The organism is Pseudomonas sp. H1_G08, from assembly GCF_054681355.1.
The window spans coordinates 962570-981212 of record NZ_CP162822.1 but is presented as its reverse complement, the minus strand read 5'-3'; the positions used below and the strand labels follow the sequence as shown (position 1 = coordinate 981212).

General features: G+C 63.7%; 8 protein-coding genes. 3 read left to right on the top strand and 5 right to left on the bottom strand.

Annotation, left to right across the window (positions count from 1 at the left end; genetic code table 11):
* Positions 1-2: 2 nt before the first annotated feature.
* The 4 genes from AB4N85_RS04460 to AB4N85_RS04445 form a co-directional block, all read right to left on the bottom strand.
* Entirely contained in the window at positions 3-7826 is a 7824-nt protein-coding gene (locus AB4N85_RS04460; RefSeq protein ID WP_252869106.1) for a non-ribosomal peptide synthetase, read from the bottom strand.
* Positions 7823-11224 (bottom strand): amino acid adenylation domain-containing protein, encoded by a 3402-nt coding sequence (locus AB4N85_RS04455; RefSeq protein ID WP_252869105.1) that lies wholly within the window; start codon positions 11222-11224, stop codon positions 7823-7825. The genes AB4N85_RS04460 and AB4N85_RS04455 overlap by 4 nt, the downstream gene beginning before the upstream one ends.
* Positions 11225-11411: 187 nt before the next feature.
* Entirely contained in the window at positions 11412-12395 is a 984-nt protein-coding gene (locus AB4N85_RS04450; protein WP_016773893.1) for a TauD/TfdA family dioxygenase, read from the bottom strand.
* Positions 12396-12430: 35 nt separating this feature from the next.
* Positions 12431-13171: a thioesterase II family protein gene (locus AB4N85_RS04445; protein WP_252869104.1), complete on the bottom strand. Its 741-nt coding sequence runs from the start codon at positions 13169-13171 to the stop codon at positions 12431-12433.
* A gap of 136 nt (positions 13172-13307) precedes the next feature.
* Here AB4N85_RS04445 and AB4N85_RS04440 point away from each other — a divergent pair, with 136 nt between their 5' ends.
* Positions 13308-14441 carry a cupin-like domain-containing protein gene (locus AB4N85_RS04440; protein ID WP_252869103.1) on the top strand — a complete coding sequence of 378 codons (1134 nt, stop codon included), beginning with the start codon at positions 13308-13310 and terminating at the stop codon, positions 14439-14441.
* Between the two features lie 111 nt (positions 14442-14552).
* Here the strand turns inward: AB4N85_RS04440 and AB4N85_RS04435 are convergent, their stop codons facing one another.
* A complete protein-coding gene (locus AB4N85_RS04435; protein ID WP_252869102.1) occupies positions 14553-15725 on the bottom strand; it encodes an MFS transporter in 1173 nt (390 codons plus the stop codon).
* Between the two features lie 234 nt (positions 15726-15959).
* Here AB4N85_RS04435 and AB4N85_RS04430 point away from each other — a divergent pair, with 234 nt between their 5' ends.
* Both AB4N85_RS04430 and AB4N85_RS04425 read left to right on the top strand, forming a co-directional pair.
* Positions 15960-16760 (top strand): glucose 1-dehydrogenase, encoded by an 801-nt coding sequence (locus AB4N85_RS04430; protein ID WP_252869101.1) that lies wholly within the window; start codon positions 15960-15962, stop codon positions 16758-16760.
* A complete protein-coding gene (locus AB4N85_RS04425) occupies positions 16753-18579 on the top strand; it encodes a glycoside hydrolase family 15 protein (protein ID WP_252869100.1) in 1827 nt (608 codons plus the stop codon). The genes AB4N85_RS04430 and AB4N85_RS04425 overlap by 8 nt, the downstream gene beginning before the upstream one ends.
* The last annotated feature ends 64 nt before the right edge of the window (positions 18580-18643 follow it).

Sequence of the window (18643 nt, the reverse complement as noted above, 5' to 3'; positions counted from 1 at the left end):
TCTCAAGAAATCAGTTTTTCCAGATCATCGAGGGATAGACGTTTGAGGGCCTCCAGTGATTTAGCCAATTCATCCTGAACGGGCGACATTTCGACGCGCAGGGCTTCGATCCGCGCGCAGAAATCCTTGAGGGTGTCGGTTTCGAACAGCGCCTTGAGCGGCACCTTGTCGCCGAGACGCTCCTGCACCCGGGTCACCACCAATGTCGCCAGCAACGAATGGCCGCCGAGCTGGAAGAAGTTGTCCGCCAGCCCGACCCGCTCGATTTCCAGCACTTGCTGCCAGATCGTCGCGACCTCCCACTGTAAGTCGCTTTGCGGTGCCTGGTATTGCTCCTGCGTCGGGCTCTCGCCCAACGCCATCAGCGCCTTGCGATCAAGCTTGCCGTTGGGCGTCAGCGGGATCGCATCGATCAGGTGCAGATGCCCCGGCACCATGTGCGCCGGCAAGCGAATGGCCAAGGCATTGCGTACCCGCTCGGCCAGCGTCGACCGCTCGCTGTCCGGCGCGGCGACGAGGTAGCCATGCAGGTGTTTGCCAGCGGCGCCGTCCTGCGCCAGTACCACCGCTTCGCCGATATCGTCGAGTTCCAGCAGACGCGCTTCGATCTCGCTGAGCTCGATGCGGAAGCCGCGAATCTTCACCTGATGGTCGGCGCGACCGATGTACTCGATGTTGCCATCGTCGCCCTGGCGCACCAGATCGCCGGTGCGGTAAAGGCGCTCGCCGTTGCTCGCGTAAGGATTCGGCACAAAGCGTTCGGCGGTCAGCGCGGCACGACGCAGATAGCCGCGCGTCACCCCGGCACCCGCCAGGTACAGCTCGGCCGCCACGCCCTCGGGCAGCACCTGCAACTGACTGTCGAGCAGGTAGGCCACGGTGTTGTCCAGTGGCCGGCCAATGTTCGCCCGGCCCTGCGGCGTGCGCAGGGTGAAGGTTGAATAAGTGGTGTCCTCCGACGGCCCGTAGAGGTCGTAGACCTGCTGCACCTGAGTGCTGGCGTAGAGGCTGTCGACCAGACTCTGCTTGAGCGGCTCGCCGGCCAGATTGATGGTGCCGACCGAAGTCGGGATCTGCCCGGCCCGTTGCAACGCGGCAATCGCCGACGGCACAGTGTTGATCAGGGTGACCTGCTCGCGCGCCGGCAAATCCGCCAGCGCCAGAGCGTTGTCGGCCAGCACCAGGCAGCCACCGCAGGCCAGCGTGACGAAGATTTCCCACACCGACAGGTCGAAGCAGATCGAAGTCGAAGCCAGCACACCGCGTAATTGCTCTTCGCGATAGACCCCCGCCGACCATTGAATCAGCGCCGACAGATTGCCGTGGCTGATGGCTACGCCTTTCGGTTTGCCGGTGGAGCCGGAGGTGTAGATCACGTACGCCAGATTTTCAGCCGCGAGGTTAACCAGCGGCGCAGTGGCCGGGCATTCGCTGGCGACGTTCTCGTCCACCAGCAGCACCTGCGCACTCAAGGTTTCGGGCAGCATCGCCAATGCCGCTGGCTCAGTGAGCAGCACCGCCGCGCGGCTGTCGTCGAGCATGTGCAGCAAGCGTTCCTGCGGGTAATCCGGATCGAGCGGCACGTAGGCGCCACCGGCCTTGAGGATCGCCAGCAAGCCGACCAGCATGTCCGGCGTGCGGCGCATGCACACGCCGACGCGCACTTCCGGCCCGACGCCCATGCCTTGCAGCTTGTGCGCCAGACGATTGGCTCGGGCATCGAGGTTTTGGTAAGCGATGGATTGCTCAGCGAACAGCACCGCGTTCGCCTGCGGTTGACGTTGCACTTGCGCGGCAATGTACGCCAGCACCGTGCGTTGATCCGGCGCGGTCGCGGGTGCCTTGCCCCACTCGATCGCTTGTTGCCGTTGTGGCTCGGCGAGCAGTTGCAGCGCCCCCAGCGGCTGCGTGGCGTCGGCGAGGAACTGCTCGAGCAGGCCTTGCAACTGCGCACTCAACGCATTGATCGCTTGAGCGTCGAAACTGGCCTGATCGTAACTCACGCCCAGACTCAGCTCGCGGCCGGTGACCGCCACCAGCGTCAGCGGATAGTTGGTCTGCTCCTGCCGGCGGATTGCCGAGAACTTCAGGCTCGTCTCAGGGCCCTGCGCCAAGGCCTCGGCCATCGGGTAGTTTTCGAACACCAGAATGCTGTCGAACAACGCCCCGGCGCCCATACCGGCCCAGCGTTGAATGTCATACAGCGGCGTGTGTTCGTGCTCGCGCAAGGCCAGGTTGAGGTCTTGCACCTGTTGCAGCCATTGGCTGACGCCGATCTCCGGCGATGGCGCCGCTACCACCGGCAAGGTGTTGATGAACAGACCGATCTGCTGCTCGACACCCGGCAAATCCGTCGGCCGCCCGGCGACAGTCGCGCCGAACGCCACGTGATCCTGGCCGGTGTAGCGCTGCAACAGCAGCAGCCACGCCGCTTGTACCAGCGTGTTGAGGGTGACTTTCTGCTCGCGGGCGAAGCGGTTCAGTTCCGCGGTCTGCGGTTCGCTGAACACATGCTGGTGATCGGCATAGCCGCTGGCCGCGAGCCTGACCGGCATGGCACTGGCCAGTCGCGTCGGCTCTTCGAGATCCGCCAGCGCCGTGCTCCAGAACTGCCGACTGGCTTGCGGATCGCGCTGGCCGAGCCATTCGATGTAATCGCGATAACGCCCCTGCCCTGTGCTCGGCACGATGCCGGCGTAACGTTGCAGCACTTCGCCGAACAACTGCGAAGTGCTCCAGCCGTCCATGAGGATGTGATGGCAGGTGTAGATCAGGTGATGAGTGTGCTCATCGATGCGCACCAACGTCACGCGCAACAGCGGTGCGTCGAGCAGATCGAAACCGTTGTGCAGATCTTCAGCGGCGAGATGATCAAGCGCGGCATCCAGGCCAGCGCGACCGCGCCAGTCCTGCACCTGCCACGGCATCTGCACACGGCTGCGGACCACCTGCACCGGCGCGGCGGCATCCTGCGGCCAGACGAACGCCGTACGCAGAATATCGTGGGCTTCGAGGGTCTGCTGCCAGGCCTGGTGGAAGCGCTCGGCGTCGAGCTGCTCGACGTCGACGCGCAGCTGATTGGTGTAAGCCGGACTGTCCGGCTCGTTGCGGCTGTGGAACAGAATGCCTTGCTGCATCGGCGACAGCGGGTACAGATCGACGATGTCACGCGGCGCCATCGGCAGCGCCGACAGCTGCGCCTGGGTCAGGTTGGCGAGGTTGAAATCCGAAGGAGTCACGCCTCCTGCGCCGCTCGCGCAGCAATGTTCGATCAGGCGTTCCAGTTCGCGGCGATAAGCCTCGGCCAATGCTTCGATGGTTTCGGCGCGATACATACCGGTGCCGAAGGTCCAGGTCAGTTCCAGCTCTCCGCCGAGAACCTGACCGTCGACGCTCAGCCAATTGCCCAGCGGTGCCTGTCCATCCTGATTGGCGCCAGTGCCGTCGCTGCTTGGCAAGAACAACGCGCCTTGCTCGGCGCTGAACGCGCCGTCGAACTGACCGAGGTAATTGAAGGTCACCCGTGGTTGCGCCAGCGTCTGCAACTCGGCAGCACGCGTGAGGTAACGCAGCACGCCATAACCGATGCCTTTGCCCGGCACGGCGCGCAGTTGCTCCTTGATCGCGCACAGCGACGCAGCGGGATTGGCCTGCGGGGTCAGGCGCACCGGGAACAGGCTGCTGAACCAGCCGACCGTGCGGCTCAGGTCGATGTCGTCGAACAGGTCTTCACGACCATGGCCTTCGAGCTGGATCAACACCGAAGGCTGCTCGCTCCAGTCACACAACACCCGCGCCAAAGCCGTCAGCAACAGGTCGTTAATTTGCGTGCGGTAAGCCGCCGGGGCGACTTTCAGCAGTTTGTCGGTCAGTGCCGGGCTCAGGCGCGTACTGGCGCGGGCGGCCTGGGCGCGGGTCTGGCTGTCCTCGGCGAAATCCCGTGGCAGGGCCGCGTCGTCGGCAGCCAGGGTCTGGTGCCAATAAGCGCTTTCGGCCGCCAACGTTTCGCTCTCTGCATAACGATGCAACTGCTCGGCCCAGTTGTGCAACGAACTGCTCTGGCTTGGCAACACTGGCGCCGTCCCCGCCGCCCATGCGTGGTAAGCCTGCTGCAAGTCGTCCAGCAGAATGCGCCACGACACGCCGTCGACCACCAGGTGATGAATCACCAGCAACAAGCGCTGCTCGGCGTTCGGCAGGTTGACCAGCACCGCGCGCAGCAAGTGCCCGCGTTGCAAATCCAGGCTGCGCTGCGCTGCGTCGGCCACGGCCGGCAAGGTATCGAGGCTGTCCAGCTCGCGTACCCAGAGCAATTCGGCATCACCCTGCGGCTGCGGCAGTGCCTGCCAGTGATCGCCCGACTGCACAAAGCTCAAGGCCAGCGCTTCGTGCTGTTCGACCAACGTCGCCAGCGCCTTGCGCAAATGCACGGCGTCCAGCGCCAGGGTCGGTTGCAGCATCACCGACTGGTTCCAATGCTGGCGCTGGGCAATCGGCGTCTCGAAGAAGCGCACCTGAATCGGCAGCAACGGCAACGGCCCGCGTGCCACAGGTGCGGCGACGGCAGCCGGTTTGGCTTCGATCAGTCTGGCCACGGCAGCCAGTTGGCCGATGGTCTGTTTTTCGAACAACTGCTTGGGGCTGAGCTTGATGCCCTGGCGCTTGGCCCTGGCGATGATCTGCAAGCTGAGGATCGAGTCGCCACCCAGTTCGAAGAAGTTATCGCTGCTGCCGACCCTTTCGAGCTTGAGCACCTCGGCCCAGATCGCGGCCAGTTTCTCTTCGATCTCACCGACCGGCGCGACGAACTGCTGGCTGACCACGCCGGGCACTGGCAAGGCACGCTTGTCGAGCTTGCCGTTGGCAGTCAGCGGCAGCTTTTCCAGCAACAGCAACTGCGCCGGCACCAGGTAATCCGGCAGCCGCGCCTGCAATTGCTCGCGCAGATCCTGCGCCTGCACCTTCGCGCCCACTGCCGGCACGCACCACGCCAGCAGTTGCAGGCGCGCCGGATCGTCATCCAGTGGCAGCGCGAGCACGGCGGCTTCGCTGACGTCATCGAGGCTGAGCAACACCCGCGCGACTTCCGCAGGCTCCACACGGTAGCCGCGAACTTTGACCTGATCGTCGGCACGACCGATGAACTCAAGCGCCTGCTCGCGATTGCGCCGGACCCGGTCGCCGCTGCGGTAGACCCGCGCGCCCGCTGCGCCGAACGGGTCGGGCAGGAAGCGTTCTGCGGTCAGCGCTGGCTGATTCAGGTAGCCAAGGGCAACGCTGTCGCCGCCGATGTACAACTCACCGGCAACCTGATCGGCCACCGGGTTGAGCACATCGTCGAGCACATAGACATGGGCACCGGCCAACGCCGTGCCGACCGGAACACTGCGTGCTTGCGCGGCAAGCACTTCGACCTCATGGGTCAGCACGCCCACGGTGGTTTCACTCGGCCCGTAGTGGTTGATCAGGCGGCAGCCCGGCTTAAGTTGCTGCACACGCTCGACCAGCGCCGGCGAACAGGCTTCGCCGCCGACGATCAGTGCGTGTTCCGGCAGCACATCGGCAGGCTTGGCCGCCTGCAACAGCGCGGCGAGATGTCCGGGGACGATTTTCAACACGCCAACGCGATGGCGGGCCATGTATTCGGCAAAGCGATCCGGATCGAAGCCGAGTTCTTCCGGCAGCACATGCAGCAGTCGGCCCGAGCACAACGCACCGAACAGCACGGTGAAGCCAAGGTCGGCGGCGATGGTCGAGACCAGCGCCATGCTCGCCTCCGGCGCCGGCGCCAGACGCTCGAGTACGCCGCGCACGTAACTGCCCAGCGCGCCGTGGCTGACCAGCACGCCCTTGGGTTGCCCGGTGGAACCGGAGGTGTGAATCACGTAGGCCGGCGACTGCGCATACAGCGTCAGCTCAGGCGCGGACGTCGGCAGTGACTGCCATTGCCCCGGTGCAAACTCCAGACCCTGACAGCCCTCACCCGCCAGTTCGCTGAGCCGTGCGTCGCCTTCAGCACCGATCAGCGCCCGCGCCTGGGCAGCGCCGAGCATCTGCTTCAGGCGCGCGCTTGGCGCCTTGACGTCGAGCGGCATGTACACCGCGCCAGCCTTGAAAATCGCCAGCAGGCAAGTCAGCCAGTCCAGCGAACGCTCCAGCAGCACCGCCACCGGTTCGCCAACGTTGACGCCCTGCGCACGCAAATAATGGGCGAGACGGTTGGCTTGTTCATCCAGCGCCTGGAAAGTCACCGTTTGCTTGAGATCCCGAGCGGCCAGCGCCTGCGGCTGCCGGGCCACTTCACCCGCCCAGTGTTGCAACACCGGCAACGCCGGTTCGCGTTGGATGGCATGCGCAGCAGGCCGTGGTGTGGCAACCGTATGTAATGGCGCCTGCGGCGAGTCGAGCAACTGTGTAAACAGATCCAGCAACATCGGCACAAAACCGGCGACCGTTTCCGCCCGATAGAGATCGCTGGCGTAGGTCATCTGACCGTGGATCAGTGCGCCGTCGTCGGTGATGTCCAGGGCCAGATCGAAATGCGTGCCGTCCTTGGCCAGCGGGTATTCGCTGACGGTCAGGCCGGGCAAGGCCATCGAGCGCTGTTTCTGCATGCCGACGTTCTGGTTGAACTTGGCCTGGAACAGCGGGTTGTGGCCCAGGGTGCGTTCGGCGACCAATTCGTCGACCAGTTGCTCGAACGGCAACTCCTGATGTGCCTGTGCGCCGAATGCCGCTTCACGCACCTGCGCGAGCAAATCGGCGAAGCTGGCGCACTCATCGACCTGGCAGCGCAGCACCTGAGTGTTAACGAAGAAACCGATCAGCCCCTCGACTTCGGCGCGGCCACGGTTGGCATTGGGCACGCCGACACGAATGTCGCGCTCGCCGGCCAGACGCGAAAGGAACAGCGAGAATCCGGCCAGCACCAGCATGAACAGGCTGATGCCCTGGCTGCGGGCGAAGACGTTGAGCTGTTGCGACAGGTCGGTGCCGAAATCAAAGCCCAGGGTCTGCCCGGCGAAGCTCTGGGTCGGTGGTCGGGCAAAGTCCGCTGCCACTTCCAGCAGCGGATGCTCGTCGCCCAGTTGCTGACGCCAGTAGTCGAGCTGGCGTTCGCCCTCGCCGGCCTCCAGCCAGCGCCGCTGCCAGATCGCATAGTCGGCGTACTGCAATGGCAACGCCGGCAATTGCGGCTCGCGCTGCAGGCTGAACGCCTGATAGCACTGCACGAACTCCTTGACCATGACGTCCATCGACCAGCCATCGGAGACGATGTGATGCATGCTCACCACCAGCACGAACTCATCGTCGGCCAAAGCAAACAGGCTGGCGCGCAGCAACGGGCCGTGGCGCAGATCGAACGGTTGCGCGGTGACGTCTTGTACGTGTTGCGCGAGCAGTTCTTCGCGCTCTTGCGCGGCGGTGCCGGTCAGATCGAAGCGTTCCAGCGCAATACTTTGTTGCTCGAGAATCAGCTGATGCGCTTGATCACCGTCGGTGTGAAACACCGTGCGCAACACTTCATGACGCGCCAGCAGATGATCGAACGAGCGGCTCAGGGCTGACTCATTCAGCGAACCTTTGAGACGCAAGCCAGCGGCCATGTTGTACGCGGCGCTCTGCGGTTCCAGTTGCCAGAGAAACAGCAGGCGCTGCTGGGCGAACGACAGGGGAATCTGCGCGCAGTCGTGGCGGCTGACCGGCAGCGGCAACAGGCTGAAATCCTTGCCCTCCTCGCGCAATTTGGCGAGAAACAGCCGACGCTGTTCCAGCGGCAGGCCGACGAACCTTTTTGCAATACGTTCCGCCATCGTGCCGCTCATACTTCTTCTCCTTGCAAAGCATTCATGAACTGATCCAGGTCGGACCAGTCGTCGTCGCCGCTCGCCTCGGCCAGTTGCCCGAGCACCTCGGCGAGATCCGCCAGCAGCGGTTTTTCGAACAGGCTGCGCAGCGGCAGCACCACGCCCATCTGCTCCTTGACCCGGGCAATCACTTGCGCGGCCAACAACGAATGGCCGCCCAGTTCAAAAAAGTGATCGTCCAGGCCCACACGCGGCACGTGCAGCACCTCGGCCCAGACCTGCGCCAGACATTGTTCGGCCGGTGATTGCGGGGCGCGGTAATCGCCCTGCAACTGCGCAGGATCCGGCGTCGGCAAGGCCTTGCGGTCGAGCTTGCCGCTCGGCGTCAGCGGCAGGTTCGCCAGCAACAGCAGATGCCCCGGCACCATGTAATCCGGCAGGCTGGCTTGCAGCGCGGCGCGGGTCTGCTGACGGAATGCCGCTTGCGTCGCCGCGCTGGCGAGCACCGCAGGTTCTGTCACAACGTAGGCGACCAGTTGCGCACCGCCCGCGAACGGCACCGCCAGCACCACTGCTTCGCGAACGCCCGGACATTGCTGCAGGCGCGATTCGATCTCGCCCAGTTCGATGCGAAAGCCACGAATCTTCACTTGATGATCGACCCGGCCGACATACTCCAGCGCGCCATCGCCGCGCAGCCGCGCACGGTCGCCGGTGCGATACAGGCGCTGGCCGTCGGCAAACGGATCGACAATGAACCGCTCAGCGCTGAGGCTCGGCTGACGGTGATAACCGCGCGCCAGCCCCGGCCCACCGATGTACAACTCGCCCACCGCGCCTTGCGGCAGCAGGTTCAGATCATCGTCGAGCACGTACAGGCGCCGCGCTGCCAGTCCGTGGCCGATCGGCATGCCGCGCCACGACACGTCTTGGGCGGTCAGCGCGGTGCAGTCATGAATCGTCGAGACCACCGTGGCCTCGGTCGGGCCGTAGGTGTTGAGCAGGCGCACATGGCCGAGCCCGGCCTGTTGCCACAAGCGCAAACCGTCCACCGCCATGGCTTCACCGCCGACGTGAACCTGCCGCAGCGCGCCGAAACTTGCCCGCGGTTTCGCCGCATATTCCTGCACCAGCCAATACCAATAAGCCGCTGGCAGATCAGCCAGGGTAATGCCCTGATCGATGATCACCTGATGCAGCGTCGCGCTGTCCCACAGCGGTGCATCGCGCATGACCACGCTGGCGCCATGGCACAGCGGCGGGAAAAACTGCTCGACGAAACCGTCGAAACTGCTGGTGGCGAATTGCAGAACCCGGTCGCCTTCGCGCAGATCGCTGTAATCGATGGCGCGGGCAATGAACTCGCTCAGCGCGCCATGACTGACCGCCACGCCTTTCGGCCGTCCGGTGGAGCCAGAGGTGTAGATCACGTAAGCGAGGTTGTCGGCTTCGACCGTGACCGGCAGGTTGTCGCTCTGCTCGCTGTCGGGCAACTGCTCCAGACACAGGCATTCGATGCCGTCGAGCGGCGGCAGGCTGGCGAGGCTTTGCTGGTCGCCGAGCAACAGTTTCAGGCCGCTGTCAGCGAGCACGTGGCGCAGGCGTTCGGCCGGGGTCTGTGGGTCCAGCGGCACATAGGCACCACCGGCCTTGAGCACGGCCCACAGCGCCACCGCCAGTTCCAGCGAGCGGCCCAGCGCGACGCCGACCAGCACGTCCGGGCCGACACCCTGTGCGCGTAATTGATGGGCCAGACGATTGCTGCGGCTGTTGAGTTCGTCGAAGCTGAATGCCGGCGCAGGCGCAGTGGCCAACCGCACCGCCGGCGCTTGCCCAGTGCGCGCGACCTGCGCTTCGAACAGGCTTTGCACGCTAATGAAACGAGGCGCTGGCGCGGTGGCCTGGATCAAGGCGTGGCGTTCGTCTTCGGCAAGCATCGCCACTTCGCCGATCAACTGCTGCGGATCGCGGCACACCGACTGGAGAATCTTGCGCCAATGCCCGGCCAGCGCGGCGATGGTCGCGGCGTCGAAAATATCCGTGGCGTAAGTGAAGGCAGCAAACAGTTGCTCGCCCTCCTCGCGAGTGTCGAGCATCAGGTCACTGGTGGCCGCATGTTGCCGGCCGCTGCCGGCCAGTTGCTCCTCGCTCAAATAGCCCACGCGCAAACCCGAGGCCAGTTGCGCCTGGTGCAGATCGGTGACCAGCGGCTGGTGGTTGAACATCACTTGGAACAGCGGATTGTGGCTCTGGCTGCGCGCCGGTTGCAGGGCTTCGATCAGGGCGTCGAACGGCAGATCCTGATGGGCCTGGGCGCCGAGGGCGGCCTGGCGCAGGTTCTGCAGCAACTCGGTGAAGGGCGTTTGTGCGGTGACCACGCTGCGCAGAATCTGGGTGTTGACGAAGAAGCCGATCAACCCTTCGGTTTCACTGCGGGTGCGGTTGGCGATCAGCCCGCCGACACGAATATCGGTCTGGCCGCTGTAGCGATGCAACAGGGTCTTGAACGCTGCCAGCAACACCACGAACAAGGTCACGCCCTGACGCTGCGCAAGGTTTTTCAGCTCTTCGCGCAGGGCCGCGTCGATCACCGTTTCCAGGCGTGCGCCCTGATGGCTGGACTGCGCCGGATAGGCGCGATCGGTGGGCAATTCCAGCACCGGATGTTCGTCGCCCAGTTGCGTGCGCCAGTAGTCCAGTTGCCGCTCGCGCTCACCGGCCTCCAGCCAGCTGCGTTGCCACAGTGCGTAGTCGCGGTAATGCACGCTCAACGCCGCCAGCGTCGGTTCACGCCCGGCCACCAGCGCGTCGTAAGTGCGCATGAATTCGTCGATCAGAATGTTCATCGACCAGCCGTCGGCGATGATGTGATGCAGGGTCAGCAGCAACACATGTTCCTGCTCGGCCAGGCGCAACAGCCGCAGACTCAGCAGCGGGCCGTTCTGCAGGTCGAAGGCCTGGGTCGCCTCGGCCATCATGTGCTGCTGCGCCAGCGGCCAGCGCTGCGCGTCGGGCACCGTGCTCAGGTCAGTGACGGGCAGTTTTAGTGGCTTTGGTTCGGCCACACGCTGGAAGGCACGCTCGCCGTCCTGGCCAAAGGTGGTGCGCAAACATTCGTGGCGCGCCGCCAGACGGCTGAAGGCCTGCTCCAGTGCCTCGACTTGCAACTCACCATCCAGACGCACCGCCATCGGCAGGTTGTAGGCGGCGCTGGTCGGCTCCAGTTGCCAGAGAAACCACATGCGCTGCTGCGCGTAAGACAGGCCGTCACGCTCGGCGATGCCGTCGCAGGCGGTCATGGGCAGCTGCGCAAAATCGATGCCTTCGCGGGCCATGCCGGCGAGGAACAGACGGCGTTTGTCCTGGGGCAATTCGATAAAGCGGCGGGCTAGTTTCTGTGCGTCTGCGGCATTCATGCGTGGAGTCCTTGCTGATCGGCGGCGTGACCTGGAGACCCGGTCGTATCAACAAGAACGAATGGCCGGCGCAATGATTTAGCGCGCCAGCGGCAATCACGGCCCGACGGCACAAAGGCCAGACAGACAAATGCCGAAGCCGGTACAGGCCCGGATTCGGCATTTGAGTTGAAGGGTTGCGAACAGGTCAGCGCACGTCCTGCGAATGCCCCTCGGCCATGGCCACGATGACTTTGCGCGGCCCTTCGAACGGTGAGCGCGCGTGAGCCGAGAGCATGTTGTCGAGCATCAGCACATCGCCCTCCTGCCAGGGGAAACTGATCGCACAGTCGTCGAGCACCGCGCGAATCTGCGCCAGCACTTCGTCTTCGATCGGCGAGCCGTCGCCGTAGTAGACATTACGTGGCAGGTCTTCTTCGTCGACGATGTCGAGCAAGCTTTCGCGCACGTCCGCTGGCAGGTTGGAGATGTGAAACAGGTGCGCCTGATTGAACCAGACGTGGTCGCCCGTGACCGGGTGCACCGCCACCGCCTGACAGGTCTGCCGCGTGCGCAGCTCACCGTCGTCCTTCCACTCGCAAACTATGCCGTGAGCCTTGCAGTAGGCCTCGACGACTTCGCGGTCTTCGGTGTTGAACACGTCTTCCCAGGCCACATCGAGGCCATTGCCGAAGTTGCGCACGTACATCAGGCCTTTGCTGACGAACCGCTCGCGGATCGCCACGGGGATGCGCCGGTAGACTTCGCGGCTGTCGGCAATCGGCGTCTCGCCTCCGGACCTGGCAGCGATCATGCTGTAGAACCAGATCTTCATCGGCCAGTCGCGGGAATAGGCCTGCTCGTTGTGCAGCGGAATGCTCTGGTGCGCCGGGTATTCGGTGGAGGTGTACACGCCTTGGGTGACGTTGGTACGCGGCGTCGAGCCGAACTCGTAGTTCAGCAGCGGATGGCCGAAATTCGCGGCGAACTGGCGGAACTGCTCGGCGCCATCGAGGCGAAAACCGCGAAATAGCACGCCACCGTCGCGCAGCAAATGCTCGTCGACCAAGGCCTTCAATTCATCGAATACCGCCAACAGATCGGTGTCGGCATCGCCCGCCTCGACCAACAGCGGCAAACGTCCGCGCTGCGGCAGCAATGGCCGCACGGAAAACCCCAGAGCAACAGCCATGACTGGCCTCCTGAAAATGATAGATGAGGCGCGTCTCAGAACGCCGGTTGCACGGCCTGCGCAAGGCGTCGGTGATGCACTTCCAGATGGCTCTTGATCGTGCGAATGACCCGCGCTTCGTGCTCATGAATGAAGAAATGCCCGCCGGTCATCATGTCCACCGAGAAACTGCCCAGGGTCTCTTTGCTCCAGCCGATCAGTTGTTCGGTGGTGGCGCGGTCTTCCTTGCCACCGAGCACGTGCACCGGGCAATTGAGTAGGGGCCGCTCGGCAGGCGTGAAGCGCCCGCACATCATGAAATCGGCGCGCAGCACCGGCAGGGTCAGGCTCATCAATTCCTGATTGGCGAGGATTTCTTCGCTGGTGCCCTGAAAGGTGCGCAACTGTTCGATGAGTTCCTCATCGCTGCGCGGTTCGGCAAAGCCGCGGTCGTAATCGCTGCGCATGGACGGTGCGGCGGTGCCGGAGGCGAACAGCGCCAGCGGCTCCGGCACACCCAATTCGCGAAAGGCATGGGCCATTTCGCAGGCGAGCAACGCACCGAGGCTATGCCCGAACAACGCATACGGGCCTTGCAACCCCGGCTTGTGCTCGCGCGCCAGTTGCCGCGCCAGTGCGCGCATGTCGGTTTGCAGCGGTTCATCGAACCGCGCGCCACGTCCCGGCAGTTCCACCGGTTGCAATTGCAGCCACGTCGGCAGTTGACGCCGCCAGCGGCTGTAAACCATGGCGCTGGCGCCCGAATAGGGCAGGCACAGCAATGTCAGCTTGGTCACCGCGCTTTCCTTGAAAAATGTGTCTGCAAGAAAGACGGATCACTCGCCGGACAAATTAGTCGCCCGGTCGCTAAATTCCCCCGCCAGCCGCTCGTTGCCTGTTCAGGAAAAAAACAACAATCGCGAGGGAATCACCGTGGACCTGCAGAGCATTCTGGGCAAGTTGTTCGCCAACGCCGGCGCGGTCGGCATCGAGGGGGTTTTCCAGTTCATCTTCAGTGCGCAACAGGCGTACTGGTATGACATCAAGACCAGCCAGCGCACCGCAGCCGGTCGCCACCCCAGCCCGGACGTGACCATCGAAGTCGCGGAAAAGGACTTTTTGGGGATCATGGCCGGCGTGGCCAACGTCGAGGAACTGTTCGCCAGCGGGCGCCTGAAGATCGGCGGCAACATGGGCCTGGCGACAATGCTGCCGCAGATCATCGACCACGCCCGCCAGGGAGGCGGCACGGTGGAAAAGGTCGACATGAACAAGCGCTACCCGACGCCGCCACGCTTCAGCGAAAAGCTCACTGCCGCGCTGCCTCGGCAGACCAGCGTCGAACGTCGCACACGCGCCGAGTTGAGCCGGCACGAATTCGAAACCCGGTATCTGCCCAACGGCATTCCGTTGGTGATCAGCAATGCCCTGCACGACTGGCCACTGTTCAGCCTGAGCCGCGAGGAGTCGCTGGTGCATTTCGCCGAACTGCAGGGCATCACCCGTCATGGCGATTACGTGAAGAAGACCTTTTCCACCGAGCGTGATTTCCGCTCGACCTCGATGGCCGAGTTCATCGCCTCACTGGACAGCCCGGCAGTCAAAGGCGCGGACGGCGAGCCGCCGGCGTACATGGGCAACAACATCCTGCCCGCGCAGTTGCTGCAGCAGATCCAGTACCCGCCCTACTTCGACACGTCGCTGTTCATTCCGCCACGTATCTGGATCGGCCCCAAGGGCACGCTGACGCCATTGCACCGCGATGATACCGACAACCTCTTCGCGCAGGTTTGGGGGCAGAAAAAATTCACCCTTGCCGCGCCGCATCACCGCGAGGCACTGGGCACCTGGTCGACCGCGCCCAAGGGTGGCCTGGATGGCTGCGATTTCAACCCCGATGCGCCGGACTATGAACGCTTCCCGGCAGCGCGGGAGGTGACGTTTTTGCGGGTGACGCTGGAGGCTGGGGATCTGCTGTTCCTGCCCGAGGGCTGGTTCCATCAGGTGGAGTCGGTGTCGACGTCGCTGTCAGTCAACTTCTGGATCAACTCAGGACGAGGCTGGTAACACCGCAAAATAACTGTGGGAGCGAGCCTGCTCGCGAAGGCGGTGTGTCAGTAAATATCTTCATACCTGATACAACGCATTCGCGAGCAGGCTCGCTCCCACAGTGGAATTTCATTTCAAGTGACGGAAACTTTGAAACGCTGAAACCAGCACCACCGCCCCCGCCGCAATCGCCAGCCAGAATCCGCTGCGCGCGCCAAACGCATCGACCAGCGCGCCGGAACCGGCGGCGCCGATCGCCACGCCGATGCTCAGCCCGGTCACCAGCCAGGTCAGGCCTTCGGTCAGTTTGGCCGGCGGCACGATGCGTTCGATCAACGCCATCGCTACAATCAACGTCGGCGAAAAAAACAGCCCGGCGATAAATACCGCGATCGACAAGCCGAGGATGTTGCTCGCCAAAAGCAGCGGCAGCGTGGTCACCGCCGTCGCCACACCGCCGTAGAGAAACAGGCGCGGCAACGGCAGTTTCGAACGCATCGCACCGAAGGCGATGCCGGCCAGGCATGAGCCGATCGCGTACACCGACAAAACAATACTCGCCGCTGCCGGCTGGCCCTGATGTTGAGCGAAAGCGACGCTGACCACATCGATGACTCCGACGATCACGCCCATCGCCAGCATCAACGCCAGCAGCCATTGCACGTCGGTCGAGCGAATGATCGAGCCCTGATGCTGCGACTCCTGCGCGTGCACCGGTGGTTCGGTGCTGCGCTGGGCGACAAACGCCGTCACGCCAATGGCCAAGGCCAACAGCGCCGCCAGCGGCCCGGCCTCGGGAAACACCGCGACCGACAAGCCCACCGACAGCGGCGGCCCGACGATAAAACACACTTCGTCGAGCACCGACTCCAGGGCATACGCCGTCTGCAATTGCGGCTGGCCACGGTAGATTTCAGTCCAGCGCGCCCGCACCATCGCCGACATGCTCGGCATGCACCCGGCCAGCGCGGCAAAGACGAACAAAGTCCAGTCCGGCGCCTGCAAACGCGTGCACAGCAGCAAACTCAATAACCCGCCGCCACCGGTCAGCGCTGCGATCGGCAGCACCCGCCCCTGACCATAACGGTCCACCAACCGCGATACCTGCGGCGCGCAAAACGCCGTGGCCAAGGCAAACGTCGCCGCCACCGCCCCCGCCAGCGCATAACCGCCGTTCAACTGCGCAAGCATGGTGATGAGGCCGATGCCGGTCATGGAAATGGGCATGCGCGCCAGCATCCCGGCCAGCACAAACGCACGGGCGCCGGGGGCGGTGAACAATTCGCGGTAGGGATTTGCCATCGATTGCAGCCTCATCAGGGGCGGCCAAGTTGCCATAGCCTTGAATGCCGTGGAAGCGCGCAATTGTTAGCGGTCTGTGAAGGCCCCTTCGCTCGCACATTCGAAATGCCGTCCCCCGGTGGGAGCGAGCCTGCTCGCGAAGGGGCCGGCGCAATCACCGCATCCAGCAAATGAACTCTCAGCGTCTGCCATCAGTCAGCTACTTAAGTCTCTGGAACCAAGGCGCGAATCGTCATGCAGATTTCCCTCGCTCATCAGGTGGCGCTGGTCACGGGTGCCAGCTCCGGCATCGGCCATGCCGCCGCCAAAGCACTCGCTGCGGCCGGTGCTGCGGTCGTGATCAACTACAACAGCAGCGCTGAACCTGCGGAAGAACTGGCCGCGCAAATCAACGCCAAGGGCGGCAAGGCCCTCGCTATCGGCGCCGATGTTTCGAAAGAGGACGAGGTCGAGCGGCTGTTCGCCGAGACCGTCGAAGCCTTCGGCTCGCTGGACATTCTGGTGGCCAACTCCGGTCTGCAAAAAGACGCTGCCGCCGTGGACATGACCCTCGACGACTGGAACACGGTGATCGGCGTCAACCTCACCGGGCAGTTCCTCTGCGCACGGGCGGCGTTGCGGATTTTCCAGCGTCAGGGCGTGCGCGAAGGCGTGTCGCGCGCGGCGGGCAAGATCATTCACATGAGCTCGGTGCACCAGCGCATTCCATGGGCCGGGCATGTCAATTACGCGGCGTCCAAGGGCGGCGTCGATCAGTTGATGCAGAGCCTCGCTCAGGAAGTCAGCCACCAGCGCATCCGTATCAACAGCATCGCGCCCGGTGCGATCAGCACGGCCATCAACACAGAAGCCACTGAAGGCGCGGCCGGCGACAAACTTCTTGAGCTGATTCCCTATGGACGCATCGGCGATGTCGAGGATGTCGCCAACGCAGTGGTTTTCCTCGCTTCCGATCTGTCCGATTACATCGTCGGCACCACCCTGTTCATCGATGGCGGGATGAGCCTCTATCCGGAGTTTCGTGGCAATGGCTGAGGCAGAAATGGAACAACAAAGCGCCATCGGTGCGCACGGCATCATCGGCGACATGCGCAGCGCCGCACTCGTCAACAACAAGGGCAGCGTGGATTTTTTCTGCTGGCCGGAGTTCGACAGCCCGACGATCTTCTGCTCGCTGCTCGATACCCCTGAAGCAGGGATTTTCCAGCTCGCGCCGGACTTGCCGGATGCGCGCCGGGAACAGATTTATCTGCCCGACACCAACGTCTTGCAGACCCGTTGGCTAAGTGAGCACGCAGTGGTGGAAATCACCGATCTGTTGCCCATCGGAGACGATGTCGACGCCCTGCCGCTGCTGATGCGCCGGGTGCGCGTGGTCAGCGGCTCGGCGACGTTCAATCTGCGTTGCGCGGTGCGCCACGACTATGGCCGCGCCGACACCCGGGCAGAAATGGACGAAAAAGACGTAACGTTCCACGCCGCTGGCCAGCCGTCGATACGCCTGGCTTCAGATCAGGCACTGCAGATCGACGCGCAAGCGGCCGTCGCGCAGTTCACCCTCAAGCACCATGAAACCGCCGCGTTCATGCTCGGCGGCAGCGACGATCCGCGTTTTGCCGAAGGCGCCGGCGAGTTGTGCATGGAGCGCACCCTCAAATACTGGCGCGGCTGGATCGGCCAATCCAACTATCGCGGGCGCTGGCGGGAAATCGTCAATCGCTCCGCCCTCGCCCTGAAACTGCTGACCTCGCGTCGCCACGGTGCGATCCTCGCCGCCGCCACCTTCGGCCTGCCGGAAACTCCCGGCGGCGAGCGCAATTGGGATTACCGCTACACGTGGATCCGCGATGCCTCGTTCACGGTTTACGCGTTCATGCGCCTGGGCTTTGTCGATGAAGCCAACCACTACATGCAATGGCTGCGCGGACGGGTCAGCGATTGCTGCGGCAAACCGATGAAGCTCAACATCCTCTATGCCATCGACGGCCAGCAGGAGTTGCCGGAAACCGAACTCACGCACCTGTCCGGTCACGGCGGCGCGCAACCGGTGCGGATCGGCAATGGTGCCTACGATCAGGTCCAACTGGACATCTTCGGCGAGCTGATGGACGCCGTGTATCTGGTCAACAAGTACGGTGATGCGATTTCCCACGAAGGCTGGCGGCACGTCGGCGAAGTGGTCGATCAGGTCTGCGAAAACTGGCAGAGCGAAGATGTCGGCATTTGGGAAATGCGCGGTGAGACCCATCATTTCCTGCACTCGCGGCTGATGTGCTGGGTGGCGCTGGACCGGGCGATCCGTCTGGCTTCCAAGCGTTCGCTGCCGGCGCCGTTCGCCCGTTGGGATGACACCCGGCAAGCGATCTACACCGACATCTGGGACAACTTCTGGGACGAAGAGCGCGGGCATTTCGTTCAGTACAAGGGCGGCACCGCACTGGATGGCTCGATGCTGCTGATGCCGCTGGTACGCTTCGTCAGCGCCAAGGATCCGCGCTGGCTGTCGACTCTGGAAGCAATCGAAAAAACCCTGGTGCGTGACGGCATGGTCTATCGCTATCGCAACGAGGACGCCAACATCGATGGCCTCAGCGGCACCGAAGGCGCGTTCGCCGCGTGTTCGTTCTGGTACGTCGAATGCCTGGCCCGCGCCGGCCAGGTGGAAAAAGCCCACCTGGAGTTCGAGCAATTGCTGCGATATGCCAATCCGCTTGGGCTATACGCCGAAGAGTTCGACAGCCATGGCCGGCATCTGGGCAACACGCCGCAAGCGCTGACGCATCTGGCGCTGATCAGTGCGGCGAGTTTTCTTGATCGCAAGTTGAGTGGCGAGAAGAGTTCCTGGCAGCCGTAGGGCTGTTTTTTCGTCAGCGCATGTCAGACCGATCCCTGACTGGACGGGATTTTTCCACAACGGG

Bases quoted from the DNA above. Each gene is read 5' to 3' on its own strand.
- AB4N85_RS04450 (WP_016773893.1), bottom strand. From the start codon at position 12,395: ATGGCTGTTGCTCTGGGGTTTTCCGTGCGGCCATTGCTGCCGCAGCGC.
- AB4N85_RS04425 (WP_252869100.1), top strand. From the start codon at position 16,753: ATGGCTGAGGCAGAAATGGAACAACAAAGCGCCATCGGTGCGCACGGC.
- AB4N85_RS04430 (WP_252869101.1), top strand. From the start codon at position 15,960: ATGCAGATTTCCCTCGCTCATCAGGTGGCGCTGGTCACGGGTGCCAGC.
- AB4N85_RS04460 (WP_252869106.1), bottom strand. From the start codon at position 7,826: ATGAGCGGCACGATGGCGGAACGTATTGCAAAAAGGTTCGTCGGCCTG.
- AB4N85_RS04455 (WP_252869105.1), bottom strand. From the start codon at position 11,224: ATGAATGCCGCAGACGCACAGAAACTAGCCCGCCGCTTTATCGAATTG.
- AB4N85_RS04435 (WP_252869102.1), bottom strand. From the start codon at position 15,725: ATGGCAAATCCCTACCGCGAATTGTTCACCGCCCCCGGCGCCCGTGCG.